This window comes from Bradyrhizobium sp., assembly GCF_049586575.1.
Taxonomy (GTDB): domain Bacteria; phylum Pseudomonadota; class Alphaproteobacteria; order Rhizobiales; family Xanthobacteraceae; genus Bradyrhizobium.
Genome location: NZ_JBAVCF010000074.1, coordinates 1 through 15,937, shown reverse-complemented (window position 1 = coordinate 15,937; position 15,937 = coordinate 1). Strand labels below are relative to the sequence as shown.

At 60.8% G+C, this 15,937-nt stretch carries 14 protein-coding genes; 6 read left to right on the top strand and 8 right to left on the bottom strand.

The window, feature by feature from the left end; genetic code table 11:
• Positions 1-3,891, bottom strand: a 3,891-nt coding sequence (locus WB528_RS02285) for a FecR domain-containing protein (protein WP_423886806.1), incomplete at its 3' end; no start/stop codon positions are given.
• A gap of 577 nt (positions 3,892-4,468) precedes the next feature.
• Between WB528_RS02285 and WB528_RS02280 the strand changes: the two genes are divergently transcribed.
• On the top strand, positions 4,469-5,266 hold the full coding sequence (locus WB528_RS02280; protein WP_423886805.1) for a transglutaminase-like cysteine peptidase: 798 nt from the start codon (positions 4,469-4,471) through the stop codon (positions 5,264-5,266).
• Positions 5,267-5,317: 51 nt separating this feature from the next.
• Here the strand turns inward: WB528_RS02280 and WB528_RS02275 are convergent, their stop codons facing one another.
• Positions 5,318-5,587, bottom strand: coding sequence for a hypothetical protein (locus tag WB528_RS02275; RefSeq protein ID WP_423886804.1), 270 nt, complete (start codon positions 5,585-5,587; stop codon positions 5,318-5,320).
• 129 nt (positions 5,588-5,716) lie between these two features.
• Between WB528_RS02275 and WB528_RS02270 the strand changes: the two genes are divergently transcribed.
• From WB528_RS02270 to WB528_RS02250, 5 genes are all read left to right on the top strand, one after another.
• A complete protein-coding gene (locus WB528_RS02270; protein WP_423886803.1) occupies positions 5,717-6,832 on the top strand; it encodes a lysozyme inhibitor LprI family protein in 1,116 nt (371 codons plus the stop codon).
• Positions 6,833-6,953: 121 nt separating this feature from the next.
• Positions 6,954-7,706 carry an ABC transporter ATP-binding protein gene (locus WB528_RS02265; RefSeq protein ID WP_423886802.1) on the top strand — a complete coding sequence of 251 codons (753 nt, stop codon included), beginning with the start codon at positions 6,954-6,956 and terminating at the stop codon, positions 7,704-7,706.
• A complete protein-coding gene (locus tag WB528_RS02260; RefSeq protein WP_423886801.1) occupies positions 7,703-9,226 on the top strand; it encodes a permease in 1,524 nt (507 codons plus the stop codon). The genes WB528_RS02265 and WB528_RS02260 overlap by 4 nt, the downstream gene beginning before the upstream one ends.
• Before the next feature lie 275 nt (positions 9,227-9,501).
• Positions 9,502-10,320, top strand: a complete 819-nt coding sequence (locus tag WB528_RS02255; RefSeq protein ID WP_423886807.1) for an MBL fold metallo-hydrolase — start codon at positions 9,502-9,504, stop codon at positions 10,318-10,320.
• A 28-nt stretch (positions 10,321-10,348) separates the two neighbouring features.
• Entirely contained in the window at positions 10,349-11,401 is a 1,053-nt protein-coding gene (locus WB528_RS02250; RefSeq protein WP_423886800.1) for an amidohydrolase family protein, read from the top strand.
• 12 nt (positions 11,402-11,413) lie between these two features.
• On the opposite strand, the gene WB528_RS02245 is transcribed toward WB528_RS02250, so the two are convergent.
• The 6 genes from WB528_RS02245 to WB528_RS02220 form a co-directional block, all read right to left on the bottom strand.
• Complete coding sequence (locus WB528_RS02245; protein ID WP_423886799.1) at positions 11,414-11,863, bottom strand: cupin domain-containing protein; 450 nt, start codon at positions 11,861-11,863, stop codon at positions 11,414-11,416.
• A 151-nt stretch (positions 11,864-12,014) separates the two neighbouring features.
• Positions 12,015-13,271, bottom strand: a complete 1,257-nt coding sequence (locus WB528_RS02240) for an aminopeptidase (protein WP_423886798.1) — start codon at positions 13,269-13,271, stop codon at positions 12,015-12,017.
• A gap of 141 nt (positions 13,272-13,412) precedes the next feature.
• A complete protein-coding gene (locus WB528_RS02235; RefSeq protein ID WP_423886797.1) occupies positions 13,413-13,553 on the bottom strand; it encodes a hypothetical protein in 141 nt (46 codons plus the stop codon).
• 13 nt (positions 13,554-13,566) lie between these two features.
• Positions 13,567-14,130, bottom strand: a complete 564-nt coding sequence (locus WB528_RS02230) for a response regulator transcription factor (RefSeq protein ID WP_423886796.1) — start codon at positions 14,128-14,130, stop codon at positions 13,567-13,569.
• The gene (locus WB528_RS02225; protein ID WP_423886795.1) at positions 14,127-15,044 is read right to left on the bottom strand and encodes a S1C family serine protease; all 918 of its coding nucleotides are present in this window, start codon (positions 15,042-15,044) and stop codon (positions 14,127-14,129) included. The genes WB528_RS02230 and WB528_RS02225 overlap by 4 nt, the downstream gene beginning before the upstream one ends.
• Positions 15,045-15,699: 655 nt before the next feature.
• Positions 15,700-15,937 (bottom strand): hypothetical protein (locus WB528_RS02220; RefSeq protein WP_423886794.1); only part of this gene is annotated, 238 nt, incomplete at its 5' end.

The window sequence follows — 15,937 nt, the reverse complement described above, 5'->3', positions numbered from 1 at the left end:
GGTCGATTCCAGCGTCCCGGTATTGGTGATGCCGACATTGTGCAGCCTGCTGGCGCTGGTCGAGTTCAGCGTCCCGGCATTGGTCAGCGTACCGTTGTCGATCTCGCTGCCGGCGAGGTCGAGAGTTCCGAAGTGGCTCGCATCGGTAAAGTCGACCTGGAGGGTGCCGCCGTTGTTGGTGACAGTTTCGTCGCTCAACACCAGCGTTGCGGTGTTCTCGACCTCGATCGTTCCGGTATTGGTAAACCGGGCAGGATCGATGGTAAGCGTGCCGCCGACGATATCGATGGCGCCGGAATTGACGATGGTGGCGCCGGTTATGAAGCTGGCGCCGGTCGAATCGAGGACGCCAAAAATATCGAGGGTGCCGCCGGAGATCGTAGCGTTGTTCAGCGTCACGGTGTCATCGATCGTCAGCGTGTCGGCATCGATGAAGCTGCCCGAAAGCGTCGCGTCGTCCAGCGTCACCCCCGACAGCGTCAGCGTCACCGCCGGATCGACCGTGATGTCGCCGGTGACCGTCGCGTTCTCGATCTCGCTGTTGGCACTGACGGTCACGTCGGTCGCCGCATCAGTCCCACCCGACAATGTTACGCCATCGAGCGTTACCGTATTCAGCGTCAGCGTGTCGGCATTGGTGAAGCTGCCCGAAAGCGTCACATCGTCCAGCGTCACCTCGGAAAGCGTTAGTGTGCCGCCGATCACCGTGACGTCGCCGCCACCATCGATCGTCGCGTTCTCGATTTCGGTCGCGGAACTGACCAACAAGGTACCGGCGTCGTCAATCGTGCCACCAAGAATTGACGTGTTGTCCGTCAATGTGAGCGTCACCGTGGCATCAATGATCAGTTCGTTGTTGTTGGTGACGGTGACATCATCGAACGTTGTGCCACCTGTCTTGATCTCAACGACCCCCTCATTGGGGCTGCTCGGATCGTGAATGAGCAGGTTGCCGCGGGTAATCGTCGTACCACCGTCAAGCACAAGCGTGACGGTCGGACCCTCGCCACCATCGACATGGATCGTTCCCGCATTGGTCACGCTAACGTCATTCAGCGTCGCGCCGCCAGCGCTCTCGATGTCGAGCATGCTGTTGGCAGCAATCGTCATGTCGCCGTGGGTGATCGACGTACCATCCAGTAGGACGAGGATCGAGCCGGAAATGGTATTGACCCCGATCTCGATCTTGCTCGGCGACTCGCCGCTGGCGCCAGTGACAGTCACGCCATCCAGTGTCGCACCCTCCGTGCTCTCGACATCGAGCGTGCTGGAAGCCGCGATCGCCATATTGCCGTTAGTGATCGAGGTGCCTTCCGCAACTATCAGGGTCGACCCGCCCTCGGCTTTGACACCGATCTCGATCGTGCTCGGCGCATCGCCGCTGGTGCCGGCGACGGTGACGCCGTCCAGCGTCGCATCCGCTGCGCTCTCGACATCGAGCGCGCTCTCAGCCGCGATCGTCATGTTGCCGCCGACGATCGAGGCACCATCCTTAAGCGTCAGAATGGAACCGCCTTCCGTGCCGACACCGATCTCGATCGTCCCAAACGACGTCGCCGCAACGCCGTCCAGCGTCGCGCCGCCCGCGCTCTCGACATCGAGTATGCTGTCGGCGCCAATCGTCATGAAGTCGTTGGCGATCGACGCGCCATCCAGCATTGTCAGGGTGGAACCACCCTCGGTATTGACGCCGATCTCGACAACGCTTGAAGACTCGCCGCTGGTGCCGGTCACCGCGACCCCGTCCAGTGTCGCGCCGCCAGCGCTCTCGACATCGAGCACGCTGCTGGCGTCAAGCGTAATCTCACCCTGGGTGACGGTCGCCCCGGAGGCCAGTTTCAGGGTGGCGCTATCGTCGACCTTCAGCGTCCCGTCCGCATTGGCGACGTCGACCTCGACATTGAGCGTGCCGCGGGCAAGCTCGATCGTGCCGGAATTCGTGATGCTGCTCGAATCCTTGAAATCGCCGCCCTGCTGCAGCGTCAACAAGCCGGAATTTTGCAGCATGCTGTTCTGCAGTATTTCAGCGATCCCGCCGATGCTGATGGTGCCGAAATTCCTGAGGATCGAATCGGCGTTCAGGTGAAGGCCACCGCTGCCGATCGTGAGCGTATTGTGATTGTCGAGTTCCGGCTTGTTCGTATCCTCGTCCGGCGAGATGCCGGCGAGGTTGTTCATGGTCACGGAGTCGGCGAACGCCGCAGACGTGATGATGACAGGATAGAACGGCGTCCCGCTCTGCGCCGGATCGGTAACAATGATGACGTCATCGGAAGCGGTCGGAGCCACGCCGGTCTGCCAATTCGCGCCCTGAGCCCAGTCACCCGGCGCCGGCGAGCCAGTCTCGTGGGTCTCACTCCAGATCTCGCCGGCGATCTTGATGGTGATCGAGAACGGAGCCGTGGCCGTCTCGTCATCCGGTCCGTAGTTGTTGTTGACGGTGGCGTTGTAGTTCAGCGTCAGCGTGCTGCCCACGGCGAGGGAACTAAGGGCGCTGGCGGGAATGCTGTAGCTCCAGCCGTTGTTACCGTTACCCGGATTCGCGCTCAAGGAGAGCGCGGCTTCCAGCGTCTGGAGCTGCTGCGCACTCAGCGTGAGATTGTTTCCTTTGGCATCCTGATAGGTGAAAGAGCTGAATGACGCCGACAGCGTCGGACGGTCGGTGACATTGCCGTCCTTGAACGTGATCGTGCCGGATGTCGTGTCCTGCGAAGGGCCGGTCGCGTTAGGCCGTTCGACAAGGACGCCGTTGTTCGCGTGAATGCTCAGCTGCCCGGGAAGGTGAGGGATGATGAGCGGGGGCGTGGCGGAGCTACCGCCGGAGGCGTTTCCGTTGAAGTTGAGCGTGACCGGAATGAACGTTGCGACGGTCGATCCGATGGGAAACTGGCTCGGCTGTAGCGGCAGCTGAATGACGACATCGGTGAAGTGGTCGAAGGATTTCGTGTTGGAATTGTCCGAGAATTTCAGCGTGAACACGTCCTGGATCAGCTTTTGTATCTCGGGCGACAACGGAGCCAGCGTCTGGCTCATGATCCCGTTCGAAATGTTGATCTGCAAACCGGCGTGATCGACGACGGCGAGCGGCGTGAGCGTCGTCTTGTCGAACAGGATGTAGGATCCCGTCGAGCCATCCGGCTCGACCAGGACCTGGAATTTTGCGTCCGGCGTGGCGCCGGGCACGTTGAAGTCGATCTCGACCAGAACCGCCGTGCCGCGGATGCCCATGGTCGCAACCGGCGTATCGACCTTCATATCGCCGTGTTTCGCCGTCTCGCCGGCGACGAAGGTGATGGTGCCAGCCACCAGGCTCAGCAATGACGAGTTGTTCGACCCGTTCGGGTCGTACACCATCTCATTCAGCACCATGCGCGCATTCGACGACAGGCCGAACACGGTGCCGTCGATGAAAGTAATGCCGAGCGTCGAATCCGATCCGGATGCGACGACGTCGCCTTTTTCGACGTTGTCGCCGTTGTTGAGGATGATCGAGACGCCGTTGCGGATCGCGGTTGCGGTGCCCGTCAGCTTGGTCACATGGCCAATGACCTGATGGACGCCCGCAGCGCCGTCGGCTTGCGCATATTGGACTTCGCCGGCAAGCGCGGTGACGATATCGCCCGTGAGATGAGCGCCGTCGGGGGACGCCAGCGACGCGCGATGTTCGCCCCTGAAATAGTCATGGACGACCACTTCCCGGCCGTCGCCGGAAAGAACGAGGTCAACACCGGCTCGCTTGAACTCGGCGCCAAACAGCAGATGCGCGTCGGAAACGACGACGGCACCCGACGGAACATGGGTCGCGTGAACCGTCTCGGACTGAATGTGACCGAACGGAAGCAGACCCAAAGCCTCGGAAGCCTTGGCATCAAAATTGCCAAAGTAACTCACCGGCCCACCGCAATAGTTAATAAATATATAAATTTCAAAGGTCTAAGCTCCCTTATCATCAGCAGGACGATCGCGAAACCATCTCTTGATTGCAAAAGACCTGCCCGAGCTAGGAAACGGTGGATATTCTTCGGCAGTCCAGCTCATTCTCTTCCTATAAAATGATGTAAAGGCTTCGTAAATTGCTGTATTAGGTACGTATTTGTTTGACTATGAGATTGCTATTGAGCATTCATAAGTAATATATTTCTTATCTATATTATCTATAGCCTTGTCGTTTCCCGCATCTGGTAATACTGCGCCGGTTCCCGCCCCGGGAATGTGAGCTGAATTACAAAACCGACAAGTTTCGACAAATTAGCCATACTGGCCGGAAATCGCTCTGCGAGCCCGTCGGCGCCAGCCTTCCCTAAAATTTTAGTGAAATCGGAAGGCGCCCTTCAGCCTGTTTGGGACATTCGCGCCAACGACGTGCGCCATTAAGCAGAATAAAAGCACCTCCGCCCATCATCCCACAAAACGACCCGGTCACGCGCGCCTCAAGGCGCCGGCGATGCCTGGGCGACGGGGGTGTCGGATGAGTTACTTCAGTCATGGGCATGCCGGGCGTGCCATCGTTCTTGCCTTGACCCTGATCTGGTTCGGGCCGGCAGCCAATCTCAATGCCGGGACCCTGATTTCGCCGGGAACGCTGGATCTGATTCGCAAGTCGGCCGAGCCTTTTCGGCTGTCGGCGACACGATTGGATGGCGGCGGCCTGATGGAAAAATGGAACGGCGTCGAACGCAAGCTGGAGGACGACATGGTGCAACTCGCGCTGTGCGATGGCGACCGCGAACGCTGCGTGTCGCCGGCCGCCCTGCGATTCCTCGCCATCGTGGATACGGCACGCGCCCGTGAAGGACGCGCCCGGTTCGGCGAGATCAATCGCGCCATCAACCTGGCGATCAAGGCGACGAGCGACATGGCCCAATATGGCCAGATCGACGTCTGGAGCCCGCCTCTCGACACCTTTGCTTCCGGCGCGGGTGACTGCGAGGATTACGCCATCGCCAAAATGGTCGCGCTGCGGATGGCGGGCGTCTCCACCGAGGATATCAGGCTCGTCGTGTTGCGCGACACGCTTCGCGGCGAGGATCACGCGGTCGTGCTGGCGCGGCTCGAAGGCCACTGGCTGACCCTCGATAACCGGCGCATGGCGATGATCGAGGATATCGACGTCAGAAACCACCGGCCGCTCTTCGTCATCAGTGATAGCGGCGTCATGCGCTACGACCAACAGTCTCCGTCCGCCAGCGTGGCACGGCGGGCCTCCGTTCCGGCCGTAGCGGCGAATTTGGCTGGCCCGACGATCGACGTCGCCTCGTCCAACTGAGTCCCGACAAGCGCGACTTCAAGAGTCCGGACAGCCCACCCCAGCCAGTCCTTATTTGTCGAGGCACTCGTTAATGTAGGCGCCGCGGTCCCGGCGCGTCACCTTGGCCTCATCCGCCTTCTTCGAGCATTGGAATAGCTTGATCTGCTCCGCGCGGCGTTTCTCGGCTGCGGCGCGATATTCCGGTGCGACCGTATTGGGGTCGACCAGCTTTTCGGCCATGCTCGCGCCTGACCAGGCGGCAGAGATCAGGACAAGACCGAGTTGCAAAACAAATCCCGTGAATAATCCCCGCAGCAATACGCCAGGGTGCAATGTCATGGTTCTAATCTCGCTTGTTCAAAACGGTCACGGTATCACCGGCTTCCGGCCTAAACAATTTCATTTCGCAGTGACGTCCGAAAAGCTACGATGGCTCAATCGTCTGGCTTTTCCTTTCGGGGGATCGGGATGCGGGCACTCGCGCTGGCACTAGTGGCTATGGGAATCGGGCTGGTTCAGCCGGCACATGCCGACAACCCAGCCGATTCCAATCGACCGATCGCCGACATTCTGCCGCTGTTCATCAAGAACCACTGCGAAGAAACCAAGGTACCGGCGGATCAACTTTTCTGCGGCGATCCCGAACTCAACGCTGCCGGCGACAAACTCAACAGGGCGATTGCAGAACGCTTGAACCGGCTCCCGAACCGGCGCCTCGCGATCGAGGAAAATGCCGAATGGGTCAGAGACCGTAATTCCAGTTGCGGCATTCTTGGCCGACAGCCCGTCAGGGTCGAGGACATCAAACCGGTCAGGGATTGCTTGTTGAAAGAGACCGAGGAGAGGATCGACATATTGATCGATCCGAATTTCGATTGTCTCGCCGTCCATACCACCGCCGGCTTGTTGATTTGCAGCGACCCTTCGCTGGCGCTGGCCAAGGAAGAACTCAACGGGCTGGTGATCGCGTTGATTGCCAAGCTGAAGGAAAACGAAACCAAGGAGGCTTTCTCGGAATTCGACAGGTGGACCCGGGAACGCGACCGGAAATGCGATCTCGAGGGCAAGGACAATGTTCCGATCAAGGAGCTGCCGTCCTCGGAGGGCTGCCTGTCCGACTATTTCACCGCGAAGATCGCCGAGGTCACTGCGGCCAGGGGTGACCCGAAAAAGCTTTTCGGGCGGCAGATAACGTCGCCCGTGCCGAACGCGGATGCAGTCGACTTCTGCGTTGCGCAAATCCATTTGGCAGGTGCGTGCGGCAATTTTCTGGCGGTCAACCGTGTCTTTCAAATCGATAGCAGCCAGACCGAAGAAAGCGCCCAGGTCACCGGCGGAATTGAGATGGTGGTTCTCTCGCCTTTCACCGCCTGTAGTCCAATCGCATCGGGCTGCACCGGCACTTGCTGGGATTTGAAATCCGGCAAGCCGAAGTCAGTGCCCGGCAGCCGCGAGCAATTCCAGGTCGGTTATCGCGTGCGCATCGAGAAATCGTTCGCATTTCAAAAAAAGGACGGTGGCTGGCGCTGCAACTCGACGGCCATGCAGCCGGTCGAAGTCGGCGTGGCGCTCAGCGGTCCCTGAAATTGCGCATTCACGCTCGCGACAATCGCGCGCATCACGCAATTTTGGCTCCTCGATTCACCCCGCCGAAACGGTTTCCAGTCCATGGTCGTTTCGGCTGTAACGAGGATCGCCCGGCATCATGGCCTCCCATCAATCGGCCCTCGAGCTGAGAGGGTTAACAAAGCGTTTTGACCGCCCGGCGGTCGATGCGCTCGACCTCACGGTTCGCTCAGGCGAATTCTATGCCCTGCTCGGCCCCAACGGCGCCGGCAAGACCACGACGCTGCGCATGGTCGCCGGCCTGTTGCGACCCGATGCCGGTTCCGTTTCGATCATGGGCATCGATGCGCTCAACGATCCGGTCGCAGCCAAGCAGGTCACGGCCTGGGTTTCCGACGAGCCGATGATCTATGACAAGCTGACGCCGCTTGAATATCTCGAATTCGTCGCAGGACTCTGGGCTATCGATCCTTCCACTGCCGAGCGTTCCGCACGTGAATTGCTGGTCTCGCTGGGCCTCGAGAGCAATCTGCACGAGCGCTGCGAAGGGTTTTCCAAGGGCATGCGCCAGAAGGTCGCGCTGGCGGGAGCGCTGGTGCACAATCCGCGCCTGATCATTCTCGACGAGCCTTTGACCGGTCTAGATGCGGTGTCGGCTCGTCATGTCAAGGGACTGCTCGGTGAGCGCGTGCATAATGGATGCACCGTCATCATGACCACGCATATCCTGGAAGTCGCCGAGCGGATGGCGGATCGTATCGGCGTGATCTCGGCGGGGCGTCTCGTCGCCGAAGGTACGCTAGCCGAGTTGCGGCAGCAGAACGGCAAAAACGATACCAGCCTCGAAGACATGTTCATCGCGCTGGTCGACTGCGAGGCGGCGGCTGCATGACGACAGCGGCATTAAGCTGGTTTGCCCGGCACGAGATCCGGCTGGCCTGGCGAGAATGGCTGGCGATGATGACGGGCGGACGGCGCGGACGACGCCGCAGCTTGATCATCGGCCTTCTGGTATTTGCCGCGCTGTTGCACGTGCCGGCCTGGGCCGTTATCGGGCGGTATGCCCAGCTCCAGGCGCCGCTCGACAAGTCGGCGCTGATTGTCATCACCGCGACCATGTTCCTGGCCTGGGCCTTGATGCTGTCGCAGGCGATTGAATCGGTGACACGGGTGTTTTACGCCCGTGCCGACCTCGATCTCATCATGTCGTCGCCGGTCACGCTCACCCATGTCTTCTCGACACGGCTTGCCGCGATCGCGTTGTCGATCACAGCCATGGCGATGTTGCTTGCAACGCCGTTTGTCGACGTCCTGTTGTTCGGCGGCGGGCTGCGCTGGCTGGCGGTCTATGGTGTGGTCGTCGCTATCGGCCTCTCCGCCGCCGCGGTCGCGATTGCCGTGACGATCGTGCTGTTCCGGACGATTGGCCCGAGCCGCACCCGGCTGATTGCCCAGATTCTCGCGGCGGTGATCGGCGCCGGCTTCGTTATTGCGCTCCAGATCGCAGCGATCCTGTCCTACGGCACGCTGTCGCGCTTTGCGATTTTGACCTCGGACGCAGCCGCTGCATTCGCGCCCGGCCCGGACAGCATGCTCTGGTGGCCGGCGCGAGCGGCACTTGGCGATGGCGAGGCATTGTTGCTGTTGTTGGCTTCCGGACTTCTGCTGCTGGGAGCCGTAATGACGGGCTTCTCGGCGAGATTCGCGGATACCGCTGTCCGCGCCTCGACCGGCGCCACATCCGCCCGGCGCAGTTCGCGTTCGCGAAAGTTCCGATCCGGGTCGCGCCAACAGGCGCTGCGGCGAAAGGAAATCATGCTGCTTCGCCGCGACCCGTGGCTGGTGTCGCAAAGCCTGATGCAGCTGCTTTATCTCGTGCCGCCCGCGGTGTTGCTGTGGCGAAGTTTCAGCGACAGTTCGGTCGCCATCATGCTGATTACGCCTGTCGTCGTGATGGCGGCAGGGCAACTCGCCGGTGGCCTTGGATGGCTGACCATCTCCGGCGAAGATGCCCCCGATCTCGTGGCCACCGCGCCACTGCCGCCCGCCCGGCTGATCCGCGCCAAGATCGAAGCCGTGCTGCTTGTCATCGGCGCCTTGTTCGCGCCACTGGTAACGGCGCTGCTGTTCGCCTCACCGCAACAAGCCGCCATCACCGCGGTTGGCGTCTTCGTTGCGGCGGTCAGTGCGACCGCGATCCAGCTCTGGTTCCGAGTCCAGGCGCGCCGCAGTCAGTTTCGGCGTCGCCAGACATCGTCGCGGCTTGCGACCTTCGCGGAAGCCTTTTCGTCGATCGGATGGGCGGCGACCTCAGCGCTGGTGCTGTCACTTCCGATGGCCGCGCTGGTCACGGGATTGATGACCACGGCCATTCTGGCCGCGACGTGGAAGTTCAGCCCGCGGCGGGACTGAACCATTCCATGGCAAAACCTCCGGTTAAGACCGCACCGAGTGCAAGAATATGCCGGCGCCGGCGGTCGATGGATTCTGGCATCCTTGCTCCGGGATCGGAACTGCGCGGCGATGACGCAAATTCTAGGCGGAAATGATCAAGGCCGACATTCAAATTTTTCGGCCACGCGCTTGGATCCAGATCAGCCCTGACATGCGCGGCCGCCAGCGTGACGCCTTGAAGATTCGACGCTAAGGTAAGGTGTTGCGAAAGACACTTGGTTTGCATGTCTCTCATGTTTCGCGTTGCTGCCCTCATCGTTGGTCTGTTGGGCATCCCGATCTCGACGGCGGCTGCGGAGGATGCCGCGCGCGGAAGTGAATGCCTGGCCATGGCGCAAGCGCCGCCCCGGGCGATGGCGGTGTCGTTGCGCCGGATGGCTGCGAAGGCCGACGAAGTCACGATCACCTATGCCGGCCATTCGACCTATTACATCGAGACGCCGGGCAAGGTGCGGATCGCGACCGATTTCAGCGGTGCCTATACCACCGGCCGGCTCCCCGACGTCGTCACCATGAACCGCGCGCACAGCACGCATTACACGTTATTTCCCGACCCGCGCATTTCCCACGTGCTGCACGGCTGGAACGACGACGGCAGCCCGGCGCGAATCAACGAGCGCATCGGCGACGTTCTCATTCGAAACGTAACCACCGACATCCGCCGCTATTTCATGGACGATTCCAGCGGGGAGATGATCAGGGACGGCAACTCGATCTTCATTTTCGAGGTCGCCGGCCTCTGCATCGGACATCTCGGCCATCTGCATCACAAGCTCGACGACAGCCACTTCGCGGCGATCGGCCGGCTCGACATCGTGATGGTGCCGATCGACGGCACCTATACGATGTCGCTGGATGGCGTCTCCGAAATCACGCGGCGCTTGCGCGCCTCGGTGGTATTGCCGATGCACCGTTTCGCGACCCCGCTCGACGAGTTCATGCAACGGATCGGCCAGCAATTCGAGATCGACCAGCGGGCCGAACGCAGCTTCACGATATCGAGGGATTCCTTGCCTTCAACGCCGACCGTCATCATTCTTCGCGGCGTCTAATTCAGGCAAACGCCCGGAGAGAAAGCCCATGGTCGCCAGCACGTTGCCTTCCACCAAAAGCGGTCTTTACGCCGATCCGCGACCCGACTGGCTTGCCTTGCGCGAGGAGGAAGTGCTCGACCCGGCCCGCCCGATTGTCGATCCCCATCATCATCTGTGGGATCGCGGCGGCCAGCGCTATCTGATCGAAGATATCATTTCCGATATCGCCTCCGGTCACAACGTGATCGCGACCGTCTATGTCGAGGCCCGCTCGATGTACCGCGCGAAAGGGCCGGAAGCGTTTCGCCCCATAGGCGAGGTCGAATTCGCCAATGGTGCGGCCGCGATGAGCGCGAGTGGCGGCTATGGACCAGCTGCGGTCTGCGCCGGCATTGTCGGTCATGCCAATCTGCTGTTGGGCGATGACGTCCGGGCGGTGCTGGAGGCGGAAATATCGGCGGGTCAGGGCCGCTTCCGCGGTATCCGGCATTCGTCGGCATGGGACGCCGACCCCAGCGTCGCCCATATGTATGCGACGCGGCCGAAAGGCCTCTTGCTCGATTCCACGTTCCGCAAGGGCTTTGCCAATCTCGCGCCGCTCGGCCTGAGCTATGATGCCTGGCTGTTTCATCCGCAGATCGGCGAGCTCACCGAGCTCGCCCGCGCCTTTCCGGAGACGCAAATCGTGCTCGACCATTGCGGTGGGCCGGCCGGCACCGGTCAATACGCCAACCGGCGCGGGGAAATATTTGCGACCTGGAAGGCTTCGATCCGTGAGATCGCCAAATGCCCCAATGTCGTTGTCAAGCTCGGCGGGCTCGCGATGTGTCTGCTCGGCTATGATTTTCACGAGCGCGCGACGCCGCCTTCGTCGGAAGAACTCGCTGCGGTATGGCGGCCCTACATCGAGACGTGCATCGAGATGTTCGGCGCTGAACGCGCGATGTTCGAAAGCAATTTCCCACCTGATAAGGGTCAGTGCAGCTATCAGGTGATCTTCAACGCGTTCAAACGCATCGCCGCAAGCTATAGCGAGGCGGAGAAAGCCGCGCTGTTTTCGGAAACGGCGATGAACGTCTATCGGCTGAAGCTCGCGTGACCGATCGATCAATCAGGCCGAAGCGACCAGGCTAGGCGCCGTACGTTTTCCGGACAGCATCATCATGCGCCTGAGCTTGTTGAACGCGCGCAACGCAAAGCCCAGTACGAAAGGCTGGGCCGTCCGGCAGAAGGCCAGCTTGCGAACGCGGCCCTCGACATGCCATCTGGCATGCGCGCCGTTCCGGAAAAAAACGACGTCGCCGGGGCCGTAACGGGTCGGGCCCAAGAAATCGCTTTCCAGCACGATCGCGCCTTCCAGGATCAGAATGGTTTCGTCGAAATCGTAGTACCAGTGGAATTTGCCTTCGCTGCACTCCCACACCATGGTGGAAGCAAGGCCATCGGCGCTCTTGGAGAGCACGCAGCATTGCGCGACCGGATTGCCTTCGATGACCCAGGACGGCTCGATCGGCCTCGGGGCCAGATTGACCACGAGGTTGGTCGTTTCAATCAAAGCCATCTTTGCCCCTCAAGTATCCATAAAACCTGATTAAAATGCATCAGGCGTGCCCGCCAGTACCGGACGCCAGGCTAATAATAATCTTTTAAGCTTTCCTTAGCGGCTTCTGAACAATCAGCCCGAACGCACCGTACCGGCTTGGACGGATCGTTCAGGCCCACTCGCCCTTTCGGAATACCGGCACGCGCCGGCCATCGGCGTAAAGACCGTCGATGTCGATCTGGCCAGAACCAATCATCCAATCGATATGGATCAGGCTGGCGTTGCCGCCCTGGGCTGCGATCTGCTCCGGCTTCAGTTTTGTCCCATCGACAAAACACTTCGAGTAGCATTGGCCGAGCGCGATGTGGCATGCGGCATTCTCGTCGAACAGCGTGTTGAAGAACAGCAATCCGCTCGCCGAAATCGGCGAGGAATGCGGCACCAGCGCCACCTCGCCGAGACGACGCGCGCCTTCGTCGGTATCGAGGACCTTGTTCAGCACCTGCTCGCCGCGCGTCGCCTTTGCTTCCACGATGCGCCCTTCCTCGAAGCGCACCGCGATGTTCTCGATCAGCGAGCCCTGATACGACAACGGCTTGGTGCTGACGACGTGACCGTCCACCCGCCGTGCGTGCGGAGTCGTGAAAACCTCCTCCGTCGGAATGTTCGCATTGCAGGTAATGCCGTTCTTTGCGGTCGAGCCGCCGCCCTGCCACTCATGTCCATCGGCAAGTCCAACCGTGAGGTCGGTACCGGGTCCGGAGAAATGCAGCGCGCCGAAGCGCTGCCCGTTCAACCACTGCCTCCGGCTGCGCAATATCTCGTTATGAGCTTGCCAGGAGGCGACGGCGTCATCTCTGTCAACCCGCGAAGCCGAGAAAATGGCACCGGCGAGCTTTGCGACCGCAACATCTTCTTCATCGTGGGGAAATACCAGCTTCGCCCACGACGGCGACGGATAGGCGATGATGTTCCAGTTGATGTCGAAATTGACGATCCGCTCCAGCGCCGGTTTGTAGGCGATGGAGTTGGCCTTATTGGCGCGCGCGACCTTGGCCGGATCCTCGCCCGACAGCAGCATTGGATTGTCGGCCACGATGGCAAGTCGCGCCGTATTTGCGTCAAACGCCTTCGCCATTCCTTCGTAGAGCCAGTTGGCAGCACGGTCGAAACCTTCATCCTGCCCGTACCGGTAGCGCAGCAGAGTGATTGCTTCGTCCGACAGGATCGGCGTCACAAGACCTGCGCCGGCTTTATACGCGTGCTCGGCGATCTTGCGGACCAGAGGCAGCGCGACCGTCGGCGCTGTCACAAGAAGATTTTGTCCCCGCTCGAGCCTTAGCCCGACCTTGATGGCGACTTCCGCGAGCCGATCGAGTTTCACGGGATCGATCGGTGTCGAAGATGTGGATTCGGAAACGTTCATGGTCCATCGCCTATCGTTGCTTCATCGATTATATCAATTTTCCCGCGCCAGGCAGAGGCACCTGGCCTCACGGTCGCTCCGTGAGAGCATACGATATTTATCACCGACCGCACGGTGACGATCAGTTGAACGAATCGCGCATCAGCGCGAAATTTCTTCCAGTCGCAGGTTCCGCGTTACGATCATGCGGGCTGCGGCAATCAGTCCCACGATGGCTACAGCGGCAAACATCAAAAACACGGCATCGACGCCGCCGCCTTTACCCAGCATGAAGCCGATCATGGCTCACGAATTCTCACAACATAATGATGTCGCTGCGGCGGCGCTCCGCCGCCTTGGTCACGGCTTCGGTCCTGGTGCGCGCGCCGAGTTTGCGGAACAGCGATTCCACATGAAACTTCACCGTGTGCAGCGAAATGTCCAGCCGCCGGGCAATCGCCTTGTTGGTCATGCCCTCGGCGAGCGCCGCGAGTACATCGATTTCGCGCGGCGTCAATAAGGGATGGCCTTCGCTTTCGCCCATCGCGCCAAAACCGGTTTCGCGCACGGCTGGCGTTCGAACGATCAATCCCGCGGCCACCGCGCGGATCGCGGCGTCGATCTGGCGCGGATCGGCGTCGCGCGATAACGCGCCGCGCAGACGGTCGTCCGCGATGCCGAGCCCGACGACGTTGCGAAGCTCGTTCGGCGGATGCCTGCCATCGGCGAGCACGATGTCGGCTGCATCGTATTCGTCGACAATCATATGGCCGGCTTCGGCGACAACCCTGCAAAGCGCGTTGCGGCGGAGCGGGTCGTCGGCTTGGACCGCCACCCGTAGCCGGCCGGCAGATACGATGTCGCTTGCCACTTCGCTCACGCGGCCCGCCGTTCTGCAATGGTCGTCTGGACCGTGATGATGCCGCCGCCCCGGATCAACCGGACATCGGCCTTGCGCCCGATACTGTCGCCGCCGAAATGCCGGGCGATCTTCCGGAACCGGTTCGCCGATATGCCATCGACGCTCAGGATAATGTCGCCGGCAACGATCCCCGCTTGCGCGGCCGGACCGTTCTCCACGACCGACATCACCATCATTCCGCCGCGCTGGTCGGCGCTCTCGCGAAGCGAATCCGGGACGGCGACGGCATGCAGCGCGACGCCAAGCCAGCCACGCGCGACGTGGCCATCCCTGATCAGCTGCGGAACGACACGTGCAAGGGTCACATGCGGAATGACGATGACCTGACCGCGCGGCCCGAAGGTCGACATGCCGAGACACCCGCCGGCGGCATCGAACACGGGCCCGCCCTCCTCGCGCTGGGCAAGCCCGATATCGAGGATAATGCGCCGGTCGATCAGGCCGCCGCGGCGCGAATGCCATTCACCACCGACCAGATTGACCATGCCCAATCGCGCGCTCGCGCTGCCCGCACCATCGGCGCCGACTGCCAGCGCCAGTGTGCCGATGTGGGCCTCACCCGCCGCCAAAGCCGGCGCAGCGATCGCATCGGCTGCTTTCAGAATGGCGATGTTGGTGCTGGCGTCGCGCCCGGCAAGCTTTGCTGCCACGGTCGAGCCCCCCGGCGCGACCAGTTCGAATTCATCGCCGCGCGGCAGCGCCTGTTCGGAAACCACGACAACGTCCGGCTGCCACGCTATTCCGGTGAGATGGCTTTCCTCACCGAGACGAACGGCGACGACGGTGCTTTTGGCGGCTTCCACGCGCGTCGATATCGCATTCGACAATTGGCTGAGTAGGTCTGATGAAAAGGAATCTGATGAGAAGGACATGGGGCTACTCCTATCAATGAAGATAGGAACGAATCTGTGGAATCCAGTGCCCTCAGACTATCGGCCGGACGGCCGGGATGGTCCCGGCCGTTTGACCGGGCTCCGGTCGCGTTGATCCCTTCCACGCAAAGCTCCATGTTCTCGCGGCGACAATCGCGCCCGAGTTATGCAAGTCCAACTCCCTCGAAGAAAGAGGGCACAGGGAATGCCGGTGCCTGACGCACCCGCAGCCTTGTGTGCGATTTAAGAAAGCACACAAGTTAGTCACCACAGGTTCGCCGAAACAATCCGGCATTCCCTGCGCGATGGTTTAACGGCTTACTCCGCGCTCTCCCTGGTGAGCCGGGCTTGTTGTCACCATCGCCAGCGCAATGCGCAAACATCGTCGCTAACTTGATATCAGCGTCGGGATATCAGGACCACACGGCTTCGCCGCACGCTCGCTGGTGCATTCGTCTGGCGCACCAACAGCGTCCAACCGCATCCCACGTCCAACGTTCGTGACGATCGCGATACGCCCCTCTTCTCGGGCGTGGGACGGGCCGGCTTCTAATGGTGATTTGCCCGACGGCGCAAGCAAAATTTTCGGGTAAGGACTGGACAGCTCTTCGTTTCATTTGCCGGCGGCCCATCTAATGCGAAATCGAACCGCCTGTTAGCAGAGAATATCTTCCCTCAGCAGGTATGCTGTCGCAGACCCTTTCTCTAGCAGGAAATTAAGAATGGTGAGAACTTGGTTTTGCATGGCGGGGACCGTACGCACTTTATGCAGATTTTGAAGCAGGAAACTCCGCAGCAGATTCTCAAGATAGTAGACCGTATTCGCCTCCAACTCTCTCAACGGCAACTCGGGAGTTCTTTCGATGATGCCACTAACCCAAGCTAGTCCATCC